The organism is Paraburkholderia nemoris (assembly GCF_905221015.1).
GTDB lineage: Bacteria > Pseudomonadota > Gammaproteobacteria > Burkholderiales > Burkholderiaceae > Paraburkholderia > Paraburkholderia nemoris.
On the sequence record NZ_CAJNBO010000001.1, the window covers coordinates 269,571 to 286,159 of the forward strand.

The 16,589-nt window shown below is 61.7% G+C and carries 12 protein-coding genes; 5 read left to right on the forward strand and 7 right to left on the reverse strand.

All coding sequences use genetic code 11. From position 1 onward, the window contains the following. Window positions 1-26 precede the first annotated feature (26 nt). Window positions 27-1,994 carry a putative bifunctional diguanylate cyclase/phosphodiesterase gene (locus tag KHO33_RS01230; RefSeq protein WP_200561964.1) on the reverse strand — a complete coding sequence of 656 codons (1,968 nt, stop codon included), beginning with the start codon at window positions 1,992-1,994 and terminating at the stop codon, window positions 27-29. A 721-nt stretch (window positions 1,995-2,715) separates the two neighbouring features. On the opposite strand from KHO33_RS01230, the gene KHO33_RS01235 reads away from it, so the two are divergent. After that, window positions 2,716-2,994: an HU family DNA-binding protein gene (locus KHO33_RS01235; protein ID WP_006049832.1), complete on the forward strand. Its 279-nt coding sequence runs from the start codon at window positions 2,716-2,718 to the stop codon at window positions 2,992-2,994. 263 nt (window positions 2,995-3,257) lie between these two features. Here KHO33_RS01235 and KHO33_RS01240 read toward each other — a convergent pair whose 3' ends face one another. The 3 genes from KHO33_RS01240 to KHO33_RS01250 all read right to left on the reverse strand — a co-directional run bounded on the left by KHO33_RS01240 (window position 3,258) and on the right by KHO33_RS01250 (window position 7,031). Continuing rightward, window positions 3,258-4,376, reverse strand: coding sequence for a 3-deoxy-7-phosphoheptulonate synthase (locus KHO33_RS01240; RefSeq protein WP_054042840.1), 1,119 nt, complete (start codon window positions 4,374-4,376; stop codon window positions 3,258-3,260). Between the two features lie 113 nt (window positions 4,377-4,489). After that, complete coding sequence (locus KHO33_RS01245) at window positions 4,490-5,296, reverse strand: DUF72 domain-containing protein (protein WP_200562307.1); 807 nt, start codon at window positions 5,294-5,296, stop codon at window positions 4,490-4,492. Between the two features lie 1,003 nt (window positions 5,297-6,299). Continuing rightward, complete coding sequence (locus KHO33_RS01250; protein WP_200561962.1) at window positions 6,300-7,031, reverse strand: TetR/AcrR family transcriptional regulator; 732 nt, start codon at window positions 7,029-7,031, stop codon at window positions 6,300-6,302. Between the two features lie 280 nt (window positions 7,032-7,311). Between KHO33_RS01250 and KHO33_RS01255 the strand changes: the two genes are divergently transcribed. The 4 genes from KHO33_RS01255 to KHO33_RS01270 all read left to right on the forward strand — a co-directional run bounded on the left by KHO33_RS01255 (window position 7,312) and on the right by KHO33_RS01270 (window position 13,141). Then, on the forward strand, window positions 7,312-8,493 hold the full coding sequence (locus KHO33_RS01255; RefSeq protein ID WP_054035879.1) for an isovaleryl-CoA dehydrogenase: 1,182 nt from the start codon (window positions 7,312-7,314) through the stop codon (window positions 8,491-8,493). Window positions 8,494-8,612: 119 nt separating this feature from the next. Beyond that, on the forward strand, window positions 8,613-10,220 hold the full coding sequence (locus tag KHO33_RS01260) for a carboxyl transferase domain-containing protein (protein ID WP_200561960.1): 1,608 nt from the start codon (window positions 8,613-8,615) through the stop codon (window positions 10,218-10,220). A 27-nt stretch (window positions 10,221-10,247) separates the two neighbouring features. Then, a complete protein-coding gene (locus tag KHO33_RS01265) occupies window positions 10,248-11,033 on the forward strand; it encodes an enoyl-CoA hydratase/isomerase family protein (RefSeq protein WP_200561958.1) in 786 nt (261 codons plus the stop codon). A 95-nt stretch (window positions 11,034-11,128) separates the two neighbouring features. Then, window positions 11,129-13,141: an acetyl/propionyl/methylcrotonyl-CoA carboxylase subunit alpha gene (locus KHO33_RS01270; protein WP_200561956.1), complete on the forward strand. Its 2,013-nt coding sequence runs from the start codon at window positions 11,129-11,131 to the stop codon at window positions 13,139-13,141. 15 nt (window positions 13,142-13,156) lie between these two features. On the opposite strand, the gene KHO33_RS01275 is transcribed toward KHO33_RS01270, so the two are convergent. The 3 genes from KHO33_RS01275 to KHO33_RS01285 form a co-directional block, all read right to left on the reverse strand. Further along, on the reverse strand, window positions 13,157-13,948 hold the full coding sequence (locus tag KHO33_RS01275) for a phosphate/phosphite/phosphonate ABC transporter substrate-binding protein (protein WP_054035883.1): 792 nt from the start codon (window positions 13,946-13,948) through the stop codon (window positions 13,157-13,159). 19 nt (window positions 13,949-13,967) lie between these two features. After that, a complete protein-coding gene (locus tag KHO33_RS01280) occupies window positions 13,968-14,246 on the reverse strand; it encodes a DUF1488 family protein (RefSeq protein ID WP_054036067.1) in 279 nt (92 codons plus the stop codon). 183 nt (window positions 14,247-14,429) lie between these two features. Continuing rightward, window positions 14,430-16,553 (reverse strand): pyridoxamine 5'-phosphate oxidase family protein, encoded by a 2,124-nt coding sequence (locus tag KHO33_RS01285; RefSeq protein WP_200561954.1) that lies wholly within the window; start codon window positions 16,551-16,553, stop codon window positions 14,430-14,432. Between the last annotated feature and the right edge of the window lie 36 nt (window positions 16,554-16,589).

Genomic DNA, 16,589 nt, shown 5'->3' on the forward strand with positions numbered 1-16,589 from the left:
TGATTCGCACGAGGCAGGGGATGAGGCTACGTCTCGACGACGTCACTCTGCCCGAGCATGGTCTGCAAATAGGCCGGGACGGCGCTTGCCCGCATCGGCCTGCCGAACAGATAGCCCTGTAGCGCCCGAGCGCCCAGCGCCTTGACGACGTCGGCTTGCGACGACGTCTCGAGTCCTTCGACGATGCATTCGAGTCCGAGGTTTCTGCACAGATCGAGCACCGACTTGACGATCTTCTTCGACGCGCTATTGGAATCCACGTCGGTCATGAAGCTGCGGTCGATCTTGATCGTATCGAAGGGCAGACGATGCACGTAGCTGAGGCTCGAATAACCGGTGCCGAAATCGTCGAGCGAAACACGGCAGCCGGCTTGCTTGATCATCGTGAGAGAGCAGTGAGCCTGCTCGAAATCGCGCGTGACCGCGGTTTCCGTGATCTCGAAGTTGACGTGATGCGCGGGCACGCCGCTGGCCAGCACGATATCGACCAGCCGGCGAGCGCGCGGCGAAGTCGAAATATCGATCGCGGAGAGATTGAACGACAGATAGAGATCGGCCGGCCAGCGCGATGCTTCATCGAGTGCTTTGCGCAGCAGCACTTCAGTGACGCGCAGAATCAGGTCGGTACGCTCGGCAATCCGAATGAATTCCTCTGGCCTGACTGCGCCTAGCCGCGCGTTGTGCCATCGCCCGAGTGCCTCCATGCCGATGGTGCGTTGCGTGAGCACATCGTAGATCGGTTGAAACTCGAGGAACAGTTCGGACTCCAGGTCCGCATGGCGGAGTTCCTGGGCGACGAGACTCGAGCGCCGGATCCGCGTCTCGTGTTCCGTCGAGAAGATCACCGGCGTGCCACGGCGGCTTTCCTTGCCGACGTACAAGGCGGCGTCGGCGCGTTCGAAAACCTGCTGGACTGTCGTGCCCGCTTCAGGAAACGCAGCCCAGCCGATCGTTCCCGTCAGTTCGGCAACATTGCCGGCCACCCGATAGGGCTGGCCGAGCGCTTCGCAGATGCGCTCTCCCAACTCGACGAGCGTCTCGTTCGGCAGTTTGTGCTGGGCCAGCACGCCGAATTCGTCGCCGCCCAGGCGCGCGAAGAAGATGCCAGGTTCCGCGAGCGCCAGCAAACGCATGCCGACTTCCTGCAGCACGAGGTCGCCGCTCGCATGTCCGTAGATATCGTTGACCTGTTTGAAGCCGTCGAGATCGATCAAGCCGACATTGAAGCCGCCACCGGCGGCGGGCGTCTGTTCCGATAGCGCGCGCAACGAGGCAAAGAAGCTGCGCCGGTTGGGCAGGTCGGTCAGGCTGTCGATGCTTGCGAGCCTGAAGTTGTCGTCGCTGAGCTTTTGCGTTTTCTGCTGGCTCACCTCCAATTCGCGCTGCGCATGCACCACGCCGGCAAAGGTCCGGTAATACAGCTCGATGATGAAGGCGAGTGCGACGCCGACCAGCGTCATGTCGATGGCCATCGCGATGAAGACAGGCGAGCGCGTGGAGACCATGAACGTCGAAAAGATCAGGATGACGATCGATAGCAGAAGCAGGGCGGCCGCCCGCAGATGCATCAGGCAGAACACGCAGCCGACCAGGGTCGTCGCCATGTAAAACGCGACCTGGGCCTGCTCATAGGCGGAGCCGTAGGGAAACAGCAGGAGCGACCAGGTGCTGAAGGCGACGGCGAAGATGCCCGCGAGCCAGATCAGCTTGCGTAGTTCGGGCACGGCCTTGTCGTGCGTCAGAACCTGGTGCCGGACGCGCCACCAGCGCGCGCAACGGATGATGCACAGCGCGCAGAGCGCCCCGGGGAAGTAGATGGACAACCAGGCCGGCGCCGATCCCAGATGCGTGACGGCCACGGCCATCGTGTTGACGATCAGGATGAAATAAAGCAGCGGTATCTGGCGGCCGAATGCCTGGAGTTGCGAGCGCACGAGTTCCGGGTCGCCTTCCGCGACCGATAGCGCTTCCCTCAATCTGGCTAACCGAACCATTCCCGTCCCTGTAACGTTTGCGCCGCACACGCAGCTTTGTATATCGGCAACGTCGGTGAGACCTTGAGAGAATTCTCTGCGGAAAAAAATCGCGCGTGTTGCAAGAGCGGTAAATACACCCTGCGAGCGAGTCGCTGATGAGTCATTTGTGCCGCGTAAGCTGGTGCAAGGTTCGCTGTTTGCGGCAAGGAGACGTTGTATGACGTCTCTGTTTTACCGCAGTGCAGCCTGTTCCGCGAGCGGGCCGTACGTGATTTTTCGCGCTAGAGCACCGCGCCGACCCGCATCGCCCAGGCGATATTGCAGGTTGCCGCGCTCGCGCAAGGCCATGCGGCGAGCGCCACGCATGTTGCAATATGGCGAATTTTCATTGTTTTATTCTTCCCGGATTTTTATTGCTAGGCGTAGCGCGGTGCTGAATCGTCAATTTTTGCGATCCCTCATAACATCGTAAAAAAGCATGACGGCTGCCGATTTGCCGCCGCTAAATCACTGAAATTGCAACGGATTGTGATACGCCGAAGAGAGCCGTCAAGCGGGAGAAATGCGTAAGCGCGCGATTCTTATAGCACTTTGGGACAAAAAAACGTCAAATTGCCGCTGGGCGGGCGATACAAGGCTTACATCCAAGGTTTGCGCGAATGCGCGCCTATGCGTTAGTGTGTCGGTCCCGGCGCAACAGATGTGGCGCCGGTTCCATGATTACCATACGGGAAGTGCTATGAACAAACAGGAACTGATTGATGCAGTCGCCGCAGCGACGGGCGAAAGCAAAGCGGCCACCGGCCAAACCATCGACGCTATCGTCGAAGCGGTGACCAAAGCCGTGGTGGGTGGTGATACGGTGCAACTGGTCGGTTTCGGTTCTTTCTCGACCGGCGCGCGCGCAGCACGCGTGGGTCGCAATCCGTCGACCGGTGCAGAGATCCAGATCGCCGCAGCCAAGACGGTGAAGTTCACCGCCGGCAAGGCATTCAAGGAAGCCGTCAACGCGTCGTAATGCAACGCGCCTCGCGCTGGAGCATCCACGTGCGCTGTTTTAGTGCGCGGTGCCCGATGCATCGGGCGTGAGGAAACACGCGCTGCCCAACACCGGTGAAGGTGTTCTATCGGTGGTTGGTGCGGCGCGTGTGGTGCTTATGATGCTGTTTTGCTTCAGATTTGCGTCGTGCACGCTCGCGTTCCAGCTTTTAGTGATGTCATCGTGATGTTCATCGAACGGTGACTGGATGCGCGAGATCGTGCAGGCCGCATCGGCGGGTTTCAGCCCGCGCGTCGTTTCCGGGTCGCTTCGGCCAGCGTCTCGAGCGCCGGTTCGGTTTGCGCCCAGCTTACGCAGGCGTCCGTAATCGATACGCCGTAACGCAGCGGCACACCGGTCTTCAGATCCTGACGACCTTCCTCCAGATGACTTTCGAGCATGACGCCGAGAATACGGCGCTCGCGCTGCGAGAGTTGTTGCGCCAGATCCTGCACCACCTCCAGCTGACGCAAATGCGATTTGCCTGAGTTCGCATGTGAGCAGTCGATCATGACCTGCTCGCGCAGGCCTGCCGACTTGAGCACTGCGCAGGTTGCGTCGACGGACGCGCTGTCGTAATTCGGACCCTTCTTGCCGCCGCGCAAGATCACGTGCGCGTCGTCATTGCCACGCGTCTCGAAGATCGCCGCCATACCCATCTTGGTCATACCCATGAACGCATGGCTTGCGTGCGCCGCGACGATAGCGTCCGCGGCGATCTGCACGCCGCCGTCCGTACCGTTCTTGAAGCCGATCGGGCAACTCAGTCCGGACGCAAGCTGCCGATGACTCTGGCTCTCCGTCGTGCGCGCGCCGATCGCCCCCCACGCGACCAGATCCGCGATGTATTGCGGGCTGAGCAAGTCGAGAAATTCGGTGGCCGTGGGCAAGCCGAGACCGTTGATGTCGAGCAGCAGTTGCCGTGCGAGACGTAAGCCCTCGTTGATGCGGAAGCTGCCATCGAGACGCGGGTCGTTGATATAGCCTTTCCAGCCTACCGTTGTGCGCGGCTTCTCGAAGTACACCCGCATGACGATCAGCAGATCGTCCTTGTAGGTCTGCGCCGCGACCTTGAGCTTGCGGGCGTATTCGATGGCCTGGTCGTGGTCGTGAATCGAACATGGGCCGACGATCAGCACGAGCCGGTCGTCACGGCCGTGCAGAATATCGGCGATTTCCGCGCGGGTTTTCTCGACGAGCGTCTGCACCGACGGCGGCACAGGCAATTCGTCCTGCAGCAGGGCGGGGGAAATCAGCGGACGTACTGCGCCGATACGAACGTCGTCGATGCGCGTGGTGTCCTGGGTGGCGTCGGCCGAGCCGACTTCCTGATCGTGCAAAGGATTGTCGATGGCGCTCAAAATAGTCTCCCGGACCTTGGATGTTGGGGTGGCCTCACCGCTTGATGGGTGAGTGTCGATGCGTTGATTCGCTGCCGGGATTATGACACTCACGCGTGTGAGGCGGATGACGGTTATTCGAGGCGCTTGATCAGCGCCATGGCGGCGGCCGGATTGCGTTCCTTGAAGCCGCTGATGACGTAGAGATAGACGTCGCGCGCCGTGGTTTTTGCGGGGGCTGCGGCGGATGTTTCGAGGTCGTCCGGTGTCGTGCCTGTGGCGAGTTGGCGGGCGCGTTCGACCCAGGCGTCGAGGGCTTTGGTCGAATACCCTTTGGCTTCCTTGTCGCTGGTGCCCATGATGCGGGCGTAGACGAATGGCGCGGTGATGTCGGCGATTTGCGGGTAGTCGCTGTCGGCTGCCAGCACGATGGCGACTTTGTACTTTCTGGCTAGCGCGATGAATTCGGGGGTCTTGAAGGTGTCGTTACGGACTTCGATGGCGTGCCGTAGTTTTTGCCCTTCGATGCTGGCGGGCAGCAGTTTCAGGAAGGCTTCGAAGTCTTCCGGGTCGAACTTTTTGGTGGTCGCGAATTGCCAGTTGATCGGGCCTAGTTTTTGTTTTAGCAGTAGCACGCCGCTGGCGAAGAAACGTTCGATGGTTTCGTTGGCGTCCGCCAGGACTTTTCGGTTTGTTGCGTAGCGGGGGGCTTTTAGCGAGAAGACGAAATCTTCGGGGGTTTCCTGAAACCACTTTTCGTAGCTTGCGGGTTTTTGCAAGCCGTAGAAGGTGCCGTTGATTTCTATCGATGAGAGGTTTTGGCTCGCGTGTTCTAGCTCGCGGTTTTGTGTCAGGTCTGACGGGTAGAAGGTGCCTCGCCAGGGGGCATAGGTCCAGCCGCCTATGCCGATTCGGATTTTGCCGGGTTTCGGGGAGGGCATTATTTGAGCCTCTTGAATGGTGGCTTCGCCGGGAGAGGTAGGGTAGCGCATTTTTTGGTTTTTGCCTTCGCGGCGCTTTTTGTCTGTGTTCTGGTTTTTGTGCGTTTCCTTGTTCTGGCTTTCGTGCCTTTCCTTGAATTGTTAGTGGTCTATTAGCGTTGCCCCTGTGCGGGGCGGCACTTACTTCTCTTTGCCGCCGCAAAGAGAAGTAAGCAAGAGAAAGCGGCTAGAAGCCCCTGCTAAGTGGGCACCGTGGTCTGCTACGGGTAGTGGTGCGACTGGAATCCGTGTCCTTTCGCGTTCCACGTTAGTGACAAAGGACTCATCAGCTCCCACTCCGCACTGCGTGCGTCGCGGACGGGTCTGCAGGGGAAACCACCGGCTTCGGTTTTGGTTTGTGGGGCCGTCGGCTTCGCCTCGGCGACGCATCCCCGCACTCACGCGGGAACCCGCCCTCAAATGATATGGCGTTGCCCCGCAATCACGGTCACGGCGCACGGCGCACGGTGCCGGTGCCATTCCAATCACAATCGCAATCGCAATCGCAATCGCAATCGCAATCGCAGTGGCAGTGGCAGTGGCAGTGGCAGTGGCAGTGGCGATGGCGATGGCGATGGCGATGGCGGTGGTGGCGATGGTGGGGCAATGATGAGGGCACGGTTTGATGGCGAGACACGAGCGCCAAAACGTAGCGATCGGTTTTATGAACGGCTCTTCGGCGCGCGCAGCGCCGCCGGAAGTATGACTCCCTTGTCACTAACGCCGAATGTGAGAGAACACAGATTCCAGATGCACCACTACCCGTTGCGGGCTGCGGTGCCCGCTTAGCAGGGGCTTCTAGCCGCTTTCTCTTGCTTACTTCTCTTTGCGGCGGCAAAGAGAAGTAAGTGCCGCCCCGCACAGGGGCAACGCTAATAGACCACCAACAATGCAAGGAAAGGCCAAAGCCCTAAGAACACTGACAGCAAGCGTCGCGCAGACAAAAACCCAAAAACCAAAACCACTACCCGCCGCGAGGCGCCCGCATCGCCTCTTCAAACCTCCGGTTAGCCTCCCCAACTTCAGCCCTAAACTGCTGCAAAGCACTAACCTCCAAATCCGGCGGCATCAAAGCCGCCCACAACACATCGATTAACTGCCCCGCGGTAGCGTCAATATCAATATGCCGATTAGCCAGCGTAGCGTCCCACAGCACATGTTCCATCGGCCCAAACACCATCGACCGCAATAACCTCAACGGCATATCAGCCCGAATCTGCCCCGTCTCCTGGCCCTGCGCCAGCACCCGCATCAATGGCGCCGTATACCGCCGCTGCAATTCAGTCAGCGCCTCACTCAACTCATGATGCCGGGCCCGGCCCTCCGACAACACCAATGCACACAGGTCCGTGCCATTCACCAGCATCAACCGCAAATGCGTCCGCACAATAAAAGCAAACTGCTGCCGCACACTGCCGTCACGCGGCAACCCCGACTCGATCGCTTCAATGATCTCGTCGTACCAGTCGCCAATCACCCGCGCGCATAACTCGCGCTTGCCGCGGAAATAACTGAATACCGTCGCCTCGGAAATCCCCAGGCGCTGCGCAATCTCCGCCGTCGTCGCGCGCTCGTAGCCCTTCTCGGAGAACACGTCGCGCCCCGCCTGCAAGATCTCCCTCACGCGCTGCTGAGACTTGCGCCCGGCCGGCTGGCGGCGCGAGGCAGGTAACTCAGCCTTCATGGCAACCGTCATATGAGTCCAGTTCAGATTTGTAAGGCCAATCGCCTCGGTGACACCCTTCCCATCACTGTATAGCGGCTCCAGACACATGCCAACCGGTTTCTGAGTGATACTCAAAAATACCACTTGACGCTTACGTAAATCTGGCGTGAAATGCGCCTTGAACGTTTCGCGCCTCGTGCGGGGCGGTAATGGCGGCCCATAAGGCCGCCGCCGTCCGCTGAGCCGCACTCAGACGGGCCGGTGCCTACCCAGGCAACCCGGTCCGCCAACGAACTCTGGAGACACTGCAATGAGCAACCTGCCCGGTTTGCAATTCCCGCTCGGCGAAGAAATCGAAATGCTGCGCGACAGCATCGCCGGATTCGCTGCCAAAGAAATCGCCCCGCGTGCCGCGGAAATCGATCGCACGGATCAGTTCCCCATGGACCTGTGGCGAAAATTCGGCGACCTGGGCGTGCTCGGCATGACGGTCTCGGAGGAGTACGGCGGCGCGAATATGGGCTACACGGCGCACATGATCGCGATGGAAGAAATCTCGCGCGCGTCGGCATCGGTGGGTCTCTCGTACGGCGCGCACTCGAATCTGTGCGTCAACCAGATTCATCGCAACGGCACGGCAGCGCAGAAGGAAAAATATCTGCCCAAGCTGGTCTCCGGCGAACACATCGGCGCTCTCGCCATGAGCGAACCGAACGCGGGTTCGGACGTCGTCAGCATGAAGCTGCGCGCGGAGAAGAAGGGCGATCACTATGTGCTGAACGGCACGAAAATGTGGATCACCAACGGCCCGGATTGCGACACGCTGGTGGTCTATGCCAAAACCGATCCCGAAGCGAATTCGCGGGGCATTACCGCGTTTATCGTCGAGAAGGGCATGAAGGGTTTCTCGGTCGCGCAAAAACTCGACAAGCTCGGCATGCGTGGTTCGCATACCGGCGAACTGGTGTTCCAGGACGTCGAAGTGCCGGAAGAAAATATCCTCGGCCAGTTGAACGGCGGCGCGAAGGTGCTGATGAGCGGCCTCGACTACGAACGCGCCGTTCTAGCTGGCGGCCCGACCGGCATCATGGTCGCAGTCATGGACGCAGTCGTGCCGTATATCCACGACCGCAAGCAATTCGGCCAGCCGATCGGCGAATTCCAACTGATTCAAGGCAAGGTCGCCGATCTGTACACCACGCTGCAAGCGTGCCGCGCGTATCTCTACGCAGTGGGCCGTCAACTCGATACGCTTGGCAAGGAACACGTGCGCCAGGTGCGTAAGGACTGCGCGGGCGTGATTCTCTACACCGCTGAAAAAGCGACGTGGATGGCCGGCGAGGCGATCCAGATTCTCGGCGGCAATGGCTATATCAACGAGTATCCGGTCGGCCGTCTGTGGCGCGATGCGAAGCTCTATGAAATCGGCGCGGGCACGAGCGAAATCCGCCGCATGCTGATCGGCCGCGAACTGTTCGCTGAAACGGCGTGAGTCGCAGCACTGCGCATCGCGCTGCTTGACGGGTTACGGCGGGATCCCGGCGCACTACAGCGCACGACCCGGCGCGTCACTGCAGCCTACGAAAAGCGGCGAAAAGGAGAAGCCACGCAATGCCGATCATCGAATCAAAACTGAATCCGCGCTCGGACGACTTCCGCACCAATGCGGCGGCGCTCGAAGCGCTGGTCGCCGATCTTCGCGCCAAGGTCGAGAAACTCGCGCTGGGCGGCGGGCAGGCGGCGCGCGACAAACACACGGGCCGCGGCAAGCTGCTGCCACGTGATCGCATTGAGAAACTGCTCGATCCGGGCACGCCGTTTCTCGAGTTCTCACAACTTGCGGCCTACGGCATGTATCACAACGATGCGCCGGGCGCGGGCGTCATCACGGGCATTGGCCGCATTGCGGGGCAGGAGTGCGTGATCGTCTGCAATGACGCAACGGTCAAAGGCGGCACCTACTATCCCGTCACCGTGAAAAAGCACGTACGGGCGCAGGAAATCGCTGCCGAAAATCATCTGCCGTGTGTCTACCTGGTCGACTCGGGCGGGGCGAATCTGCCGAACCAGGACGACGTGTTCCCCGATCGCGATCACTTCGGCCGCATCTTCTTCAACCAGGCAAATCTGTCCGCGGCAGGCATTCCGCAGATCGCCGTCGTGATGGGTTCGTGCACGGCAGGCGGCGCCTACGTGCCGGCCATGAGCGATGAATCGATCATCGTCAAGAATCAGGGGACGATTTTTCTGGGCGGCCCGCCGCTCGTCAAAGCCGCAACCGGCGAGGTGGTGAGCGCGGAAGACCTCGGCGGCGGCGACGTGCATACGCGTCTGTCGGGCGTGGTCGATCATCTCGCGCAGAACGATGCGCATGCGCTGGGCATTGCACGCAGTATCGTCGGCAATCTGAATCGCACGAAGCAGGTGCCGGTGGCGTTGCAGGAGCCGAAGCCGCCGCGCTATGACGTGAAGAGCATGTACGGGGTGATTCCCGTCGATACGCGCAAGCCCTTCGATATTCGCGAGGTGATCGCGCGTATCGTTGACGATTCCGCCTTCGACGAATTCAAGGCCCGTTACGGCACCACGCTCGTGTGCGGCTTTGCTCATATCTGGGGGCATCCGGTCGGCATCATCGCGAACAACGGCATTCTGTTTTCGGAGTCGGCGCTCAAGGGCGCGCACTTCATCGAACTGTGCTGCCAGCGCAAGATTCCGCTGGTGTTCCTGCAGAACATCACGGGCTTCATGGTGGGCCGCAAGTACGAAAACGAAGGCATCGCGCGCAACGGCGCGAAGATGGTGACGGCCGTGGCCACGGCGAAGGTGCCGAAGTTCACGGTGATCATCGGCGGTTCGTTCGGGGCGGGCAACTATGGCATGTGCGGCCGTGCGTATTCGCCGCGCTTCCTGTGGATGTGGCCGAACGCGCGCATCTCGGTGATGGGCGGCGAGCAGGCGGCCTCGGTGCTGGCTACGGTCAAGCGCGACGGCATCGAAGGCAAGGGCGGTTCGTGGAGCGCCGAAGAAGAAGAGGCGTTCAAACAACCGATCCGCGACCAATACGAGCATCAGGGCCACCCGTACTACGCCAGCGCCCGTCTGTGGGACGACGGCGTGATCGACCCGGCGCAAACGCGCGATGTGCTTGGCCTCGGCCTCTCGGCGACGATGAACGCACCGATCGAAGACACGCGTTTCGGCGTGTTCAGAATGTGACAGAGCGCAACGCGAAGGAGCTGTAAGATGCAATACGAAACGCTGAATGTCGCTTTCGCCGGCCAGGTCGCCACGGTCACGCTGAATCGGCCTGACGTGCGCAATGCGTTCAACGAAACGATGATCGCCGAAATCACCTCGGTTTTCACGGCCCTGAACGCGCGCGACGATGTGCGCGCGGTGGTGCTCGCCGCGAACGGCAAGGCATTCTGCGCGGGCGCCGACCTGAACTGGATGAAGAAGATGGCCGGCTACTCGGACGACGAGAACCGTGCCGACGCAATGCTGCTGGCAAACATGCTGTCGTCGATCTATCGCTGCAGCAAACCGGTGATCGCACGGGTGAACGGCGACGCCTACGCGGGCGGCATGGGCCTGATCTCGGCGTGCGATATCGTCGTTGCGGTGGAGAGCGCGCGTTTTTGCCTGTCGGAAGCGCGTCTCGGCCTGATCCCGGCGACCATCGCGCCGTACGTGATCCGCGCGCTGGGCGAGCAGGCGTCGCGCCGCTACTTCACGACCGCTGAGCAGTTCGATTGCGCGACCGCGTTTCGCCTCGGCCTGGTTAGCGAAGCAGTGAGCGCGGAACAACTCGACGCTACCGTGCAGCAGATCGCCGAGACGCTTTGCGCAAACGGTCCGCAAGCGGTGCGTGCCTGCAAGCAGCTCGTGCAGGATATCGCCGGCCGTGAGTTGAACGCGGCGCTGATCGAAGACACGGCGGCGCGCATTGCGCGCACGCGAGCCGGTGCGGAAGGCCGCGAAGGTGTCGCGTCGTTCCTCGAAAAACGCACGCCTTCCTGGCGCAACTGAAGCGCAAATAGGCAGACATTCAAGCAGACATTCCGAGGTGCTCGTCAGCCCTCATCAGAACAACAGCCCGAGCGGGACATTCACCGAGACACCTCATGTTCAACAAGATCCTGATTGCCAACCGAGGCGAGATTGCGTGCCGCGTCGCCGCGACCTGCAAGCGGCTCGGTATCGCGAGTGTGGCCGTGTATTCCGATGCGGACGCCAACGCAAAACACGTCGCCGCATGCGACGAGGCGGTCCATATCGGCGGATCGACCGCCGCGGAAAGCTATCTGCGGGTCGAGCGCATCATCGAAGCCGCGCGTGCGACCGGCGCACAGGCAGTGCATCCGGGCTACGGCTTCCTTTCGGAAAACGAAGACTTTGCGCATGCCTGCGAAGCGGCCGGCATCGTCTTCATCGGACCGCCGGTCGAAGCGATCGCCGCCATGGGCTCGAAGGCTGCCGCGAAGGCGCTGATGCATGCGGCCGCCGTGCCGTTGGTGCCGGGCTATCACGGCGACGATCAGGATCCTGAGTTGCTGCATCGCGAAGCCGATGCCATCGGTTATCCGGTCTTGCTGAAGGCGAGCGCGGGTGGCGGCGGCAAAGGCATGCGCGTGGTCGAGCGTACGGAAGACTTCGCGGCGGCATTGGCGTCGTGCAAACGCGAAGCGGCCAGCAGTTTCGGCAATGACCGCGTGCTGATCGAAAAGTATCTGACGCGGCCGCGTCACGTGGAAGTGCAGGTGTTCGCGGACCGTCACGGCGGCGCGGTGTATCTGTTCGACCGCGATTGCTCGGTGCAACGGCGTCACCAGAAGGTGCTGGAAGAAGCGCCGGCACCGGGCTTGTCGGCGGAAGTCAAACGCGAGATGGGCGAAGCGGCCGTGGCCGCCGCGCGCGCGGTGAATTACGTGGGCGCGGGCACGGTCGAGTTCATCATGACCAGCACGGGCGACTTCTACTTCATGGAGATGAACACGCGCCTGCAGGTCGAGCATCCGGTCACGGAAATGGTGACGGGGCAGGATCTGGTGGAATGGCAACTGCGCGTCGCCGCCGATGAACCGCTGCCGCTCTCGCAGGAGCAACTGAAAATCGACGGCCACGCGATCGAAGCGCGTATTTACGCCGAGCATCCAGCACGCGGCTTCCTGCCGTCGACGGGCACGCTCAAGCATTTGCGCATGCCTGAAGGCGTCGAGTTCACCCTCGGCGACCCGGACCGCAAAGCGCCGGTGCGCATCGACAGCGGCGTGCGCGAAGGCGACGCCATCACGCCGTTCTACGATCCGATGATTGCCAAGCTGATCGTCCACGGCGCGACGCGTGAAGAGGCGCTCGCGCGCATGAATCGTGCGCTGCGTGCCTGCGAAGTGGTCGGTCCGCACACCAACGTCGAGTTCCTGCAACGCATTGTCACGAGCGAACCGTTTGCGACGGGCGATCTCGATACGGGTTTGATCGAGCGTCATCACGATGCCTTGTTCGCGCCCGTGAAAAAGCCCTTCAAGGAAGCCCTGGCGCTCGCTTGCGCCGCGTTGTTGACGCGTGAAGGCGGCACGGCGCACGGCGCGTCGCCGTGGGATGCACTATCGCACTGGCGCCTGAACAGTGGCTACACCCAGACGCTCGGCTGGCGTGACGTCGAAAACGAAAGCGTTTTCACGGCCACGTTCGCTCGCGACGGCGCCACGCAAACGCTCGAACACGACGGTGTGCGAGAAGGCTTCACCTGGTCGGAAGGCACAGGTCAGCATGAATACCGCGCGACGATCGGCGACGCGCGGGTCACCGGGCGCGTTTTCATCGACGGCGATACGTTCCACGTGTTCTGCCTCGGCGAGGCGCTGGCGTTCGAGTGGCAGAACCTGCTCGCCCATGCCGCGGATGCTGAAGGCGGTGAAGGCCGCTTGACCGCGCCGATGCCGGGCAAGGTGATCGCCGTGCTGGTCGAACCGGGCACGGTGGTGGAGAAGGGCACGCCGCTGATCGTGATGGAAGCGATGAAGATGGAGCACACCATTGGTGCGCCGGCGTCAGGTACCGTAACGGAAGTGCTGTATGCGGTTGGCGATCAGGTCGCCGATGGCGCGCAGCTTCTGGTGCTGGACGTAGGCTAACGGTAACGGCCGTGCTTAAACGAGGCGCGCGTAGCCGGCGGCGCGCGCTTCGTTTTCGAGTTGCTCGATCCGTTCGTAGTCGGTGAGCGGCAACGCGGAAAAGCCCTTCAAGCGCAGGCGTTTGGCACGTTCGGGCTGGGCACGGTGCGCTTCGTTGAGTGCCTCCCGCAGCGTCTCGATCGTCGCGGACGGCACGTTGTTGGAGGCAATCAAAGGCAAGCCCGGCGATGCCGCCGTCAAGCCGATTTGCCGAACCTTTTGCGCCAGTTCCGGCAATTCATCGCAGACAAACGCGAACGTCACGCAGTCGATGGCGGCGACGTCCGCGCGATTGTCGACCACGGCCCGTAATGATCCGAGATGCGAGCCGGTGCGCAGAACCGCGCTGAAAAACGCGCCTTTGCCCGCAAGCGGCGCCACCGCGTGGCGAAACACATTCATGCCGCTGTTCGAATCGTCCTGATTGTAGGCGGCACGCGCGCCGCGGCACGCCGCGAGCGAATCGAACTGTGACTCCGCTCGCGTGACCAGTACGCTCGAATAATCCGCGCCCGCGCAGCCCGGCGCATCGAATTGCGGCGTGGCGATTACCTGAACCTGCTCGTTCAAGCCATGCACCAACGGATAGCCGCAGGTTTGCGAGAGCAGTACGTTAGGGCGCCGCCAGAAGCCATGCAATTCTTCGTCGGGCTCGACGATGCGGCAGGCCGGGCTCACCATGCGCAGGACGTCGTCCAGCCACTCGCGCCACACAGTGGCAAGCGCGGGCGTCACGTTGTACATCGGCAGGGCGGCGATCCAGGTCATGGACGCGATTCTGGCATATCTAGTGTCTGACCATTCGGAATTCGTCGAGCCCCAGCCGCACGGGCTCGGTCTGTTTGAACGGCCACTTGCACTCCACCACCTTCAATATTTCCAGTTGCGAGTCTTCGAACGCGACGAGCAAATCCGCGCGCCGCTTGCTCGCGGCCCCGCAATAGGTCATCAACGCCTCGGCGCTGACCTCGAAGACCTGTACCCGATCGTCATAACAGACGCGGAAGGCGACGGTTGCGCATTCCGTGACACAGGGCCTGAATCCTTCATCGACATATACCGACATGACAACCTCCCGCCGCACGCCTGAGTCATCAGGATGACTGGCCGTAAGCTTTCGGTATGTGGGAAAACCGGCATTTGCTGTGAAAATGCCGGGCCTCCGTTCCATCTTACTGGTCGGAAATAATTGTCGCTTGAGTGGCCGCATGCGTAGTCCGATTTTGCGCCAGGACGGCGGGCCCGTCATTCAGAGTTCCAGCGTCAGTCCGTCCGTTGCGGCCACGTCGTCGGAGACCGGCCGCCCCATGCAGATGAGGGCATGGCCTTCCTCGATGGAGGCGTCCGTGGGTTCTTCGTAGGCGACTCGCCCGTTCAACACGCGCGTGGAGCATGTGCCGCACATCCCGGAGCGGCAGCTCGACGGCGCGGCGATCCCGGATGCCTCGGCGAGGTCGAGAAGCGTGCCGTTCTTCGCCAGCCATTGAACCGTGCGCTGCGATCGCGCGAACGTCACGGGTATGCCTGCGTCAGCGCTTGCCGGAACGTTTGCGGGGCGCGAGCTTTGAGCGTTTTCCGCCACCGCCGGTGGGAGTGCCGGCGTGCATTTGACGGTTGCCGGTCCAAACGCCTCAAAGCGGATTCTGTTATCGGCGACGTTGAGCGCGCGCAATCCTTCATACAGTTCACGCATGAACGACTCGGGGCCGCACAGATAGAAGTCGTAGTCGTCGAAGGGCAGCGCGCGTTTGATTTCAGCTAGGCTCACGCGACCGGGCAAGGTGCCGGAAGACGTGTGGGTGGCTGGATCGGCGGCGCTGTCGAACAGGTGCATCGAGACCGTCGGATGGCACGACGCGAGTTCCTGCAGGTGCGCGCTGAACGGCCGGTCGCCGTCGCGTCGCGCGCCATGGAAAAAATACAGCGGCTTGGGCGGACTATTCGGCTCGCGCGCGGCAATCGCGTGATGCAACATCGTGATCATCGGTGTGATGCCGATGCCTGCCGAAATGAACACGGCAGGGCGCGGGCTGGCTGAGTCGTAGGTGAATGCGCCACGCGGTGCCATCGCTTCGACCTGCATGCCGGCGGCGAAGCGGTCATGCAGCCAGCTAGAGCCGACTCCGTCGCGCTTCACCGTGATCCGGTACTGCCGCCGGTTGCTCGCGTCGGACAGCGTATAGGTGCGCGTCAGCGGCTTGTCGAGGCCGTCGACCGGCACGCGGATCGGCAAGTATTGCCCAGGCTCGTACGCCGGCAACGGCGAGCCGTCCGCCGATTCAAAATAGAACGAGCGGATCATGGGCGTTTCTTCGTGCACGGCGGCGATCCTGAGCTTCTTCCACGGCGATTCGGGCGTTGAAGCGAGTGGCGAAGCAGACAGCGGAGCAGGCCGTGAAGCCGGCGTCACGAACTGCGGCGCATAGCCGACTTCCGACCAACGAAACGGTAACGCCTGGCGGCTACGCCGCACTTCGGTAATACGAAAACGCACCAACCGCTCGGCCAATGGAAACTTGGCCAGCTCCGGACCGTCCCACACGATCTCGGCAAGGGCCGCGACGTACAGCATGTCACCGCTCACGAAGTCTACGAAAAGCAGGCCGGCACGCGGGTCGTGGAGCAGATTGCCCAGTGTGTTGAAGAAGCGGTTACCGCTGAAATCGGGCGTTGTCAGCGTGGTCGCGTCGTCAACGCGCACGAAGCCCGGCATGCCGCCGCGATGCGAAACATCGGCGCCACGGGCCGGGCCCGCATCTTCACTGACGTTGGCGCTGGCGATAAAAAAAGTATCCGCGTTGGCCAGCAATGCGCGGTCCGCGTCGTTGAGTTGGGTCGATCTTTCAACGGGTGTCCGCGTGACGGTTTCGCCACGCGCAACGAAGGTCGGCGTACGGCTTTGAATATATTTCGCGCAGTTGCCGAAGCTTTGCATGACCTCGAGCGTAACCGTATCGCCATCTACCGACGACACCACGCCGTTGACGCGATTGCGCCGGCGGGTCTGCGCCTGCAGCCCCAGGCCACCGATCATCATGCCGGGCTGCCAGTACCCAGCCAGCGGATCGCCCGGCAAAACGCCACCGTCGATCCGCAAAGTACGCGGGGCAGGGGAGGATACAAAGCCCGCTTCCGCCGCGCGCAGGGTTGCCCATGGCTGGCCGTCTGCGTCGAGCCCGCCGAACACCATGAATGGCTGTTCGGCGTAAAACTGCCGATGCTGATCCGGCAAATAGCGACGGATGCCGCGACGGCCGATCGATTCCGCCTCTTTGTCCACTCCGGCATGTTGCTGTACGAGGAGTTCGGCGGCGTGAAACGGCGACTCGGCAGCGTCCCAACCGCGCGGCGCGCTGGAAGAATGCTGGGACATATCGGCCTCTGCCCGTTAGGGCGTACGCATTTCTCT

Bases quoted from the DNA above. Each gene is read 5' to 3' on its own strand.
- KHO33_RS01255 (WP_054035879.1), top strand. From the start codon at position 7,312: ATGAGCAACCTGCCCGGTTTGCAATTCCCGCTCGGCGAAGAAATCGAA.
- KHO33_RS01270 (WP_200561956.1), top strand. From the start codon at position 11,129: ATGTTCAACAAGATCCTGATTGCCAACCGAGGCGAGATTGCGTGCCGC.
- KHO33_RS01285 (WP_200561954.1), bottom strand. From the start codon at position 16,553: ATGTCCCAGCATTCTTCCAGCGCGCCGCGCGGTTGGGACGCTGCCGAG.
- KHO33_RS01275 (WP_054035883.1), bottom strand. From the start codon at position 13,948: ATGACCTGGATCGCCGCCCTGCCGATGTACAACGTGACGCCCGCGCTT.
- KHO33_RS01245 (WP_200562307.1), bottom strand. From the start codon at position 5,296: ATGCCCTCCCCGAAACCCGGCAAAATCCGAATCGGCATAGGCGGCTGG.
- KHO33_RS01265 (WP_200561958.1), top strand. From the start codon at position 10,248: ATGCAATACGAAACGCTGAATGTCGCTTTCGCCGGCCAGGTCGCCACG.
- KHO33_RS01250 (WP_200561962.1), bottom strand. From the start codon at position 7,031: ATGACGGTTGCCATGAAGGCTGAGTTACCTGCCTCGCGCCGCCAGCCG.
- KHO33_RS01230 (WP_200561964.1), bottom strand. From the start codon at position 1,994: ATGGTTCGGTTAGCCAGATTGAGGGAAGCGCTATCGGTCGCGGAAGGC.
- KHO33_RS01260 (WP_200561960.1), top strand. From the start codon at position 8,613: ATGCCGATCATCGAATCAAAACTGAATCCGCGCTCGGACGACTTCCGC.
- KHO33_RS01280 (WP_054036067.1), bottom strand. From the start codon at position 14,246: ATGTCGGTATATGTCGATGAAGGATTCAGGCCCTGTGTCACGGAATGC.
- KHO33_RS01235 (WP_006049832.1), top strand. From the start codon at position 2,716: ATGAACAAACAGGAACTGATTGATGCAGTCGCCGCAGCGACGGGCGAA.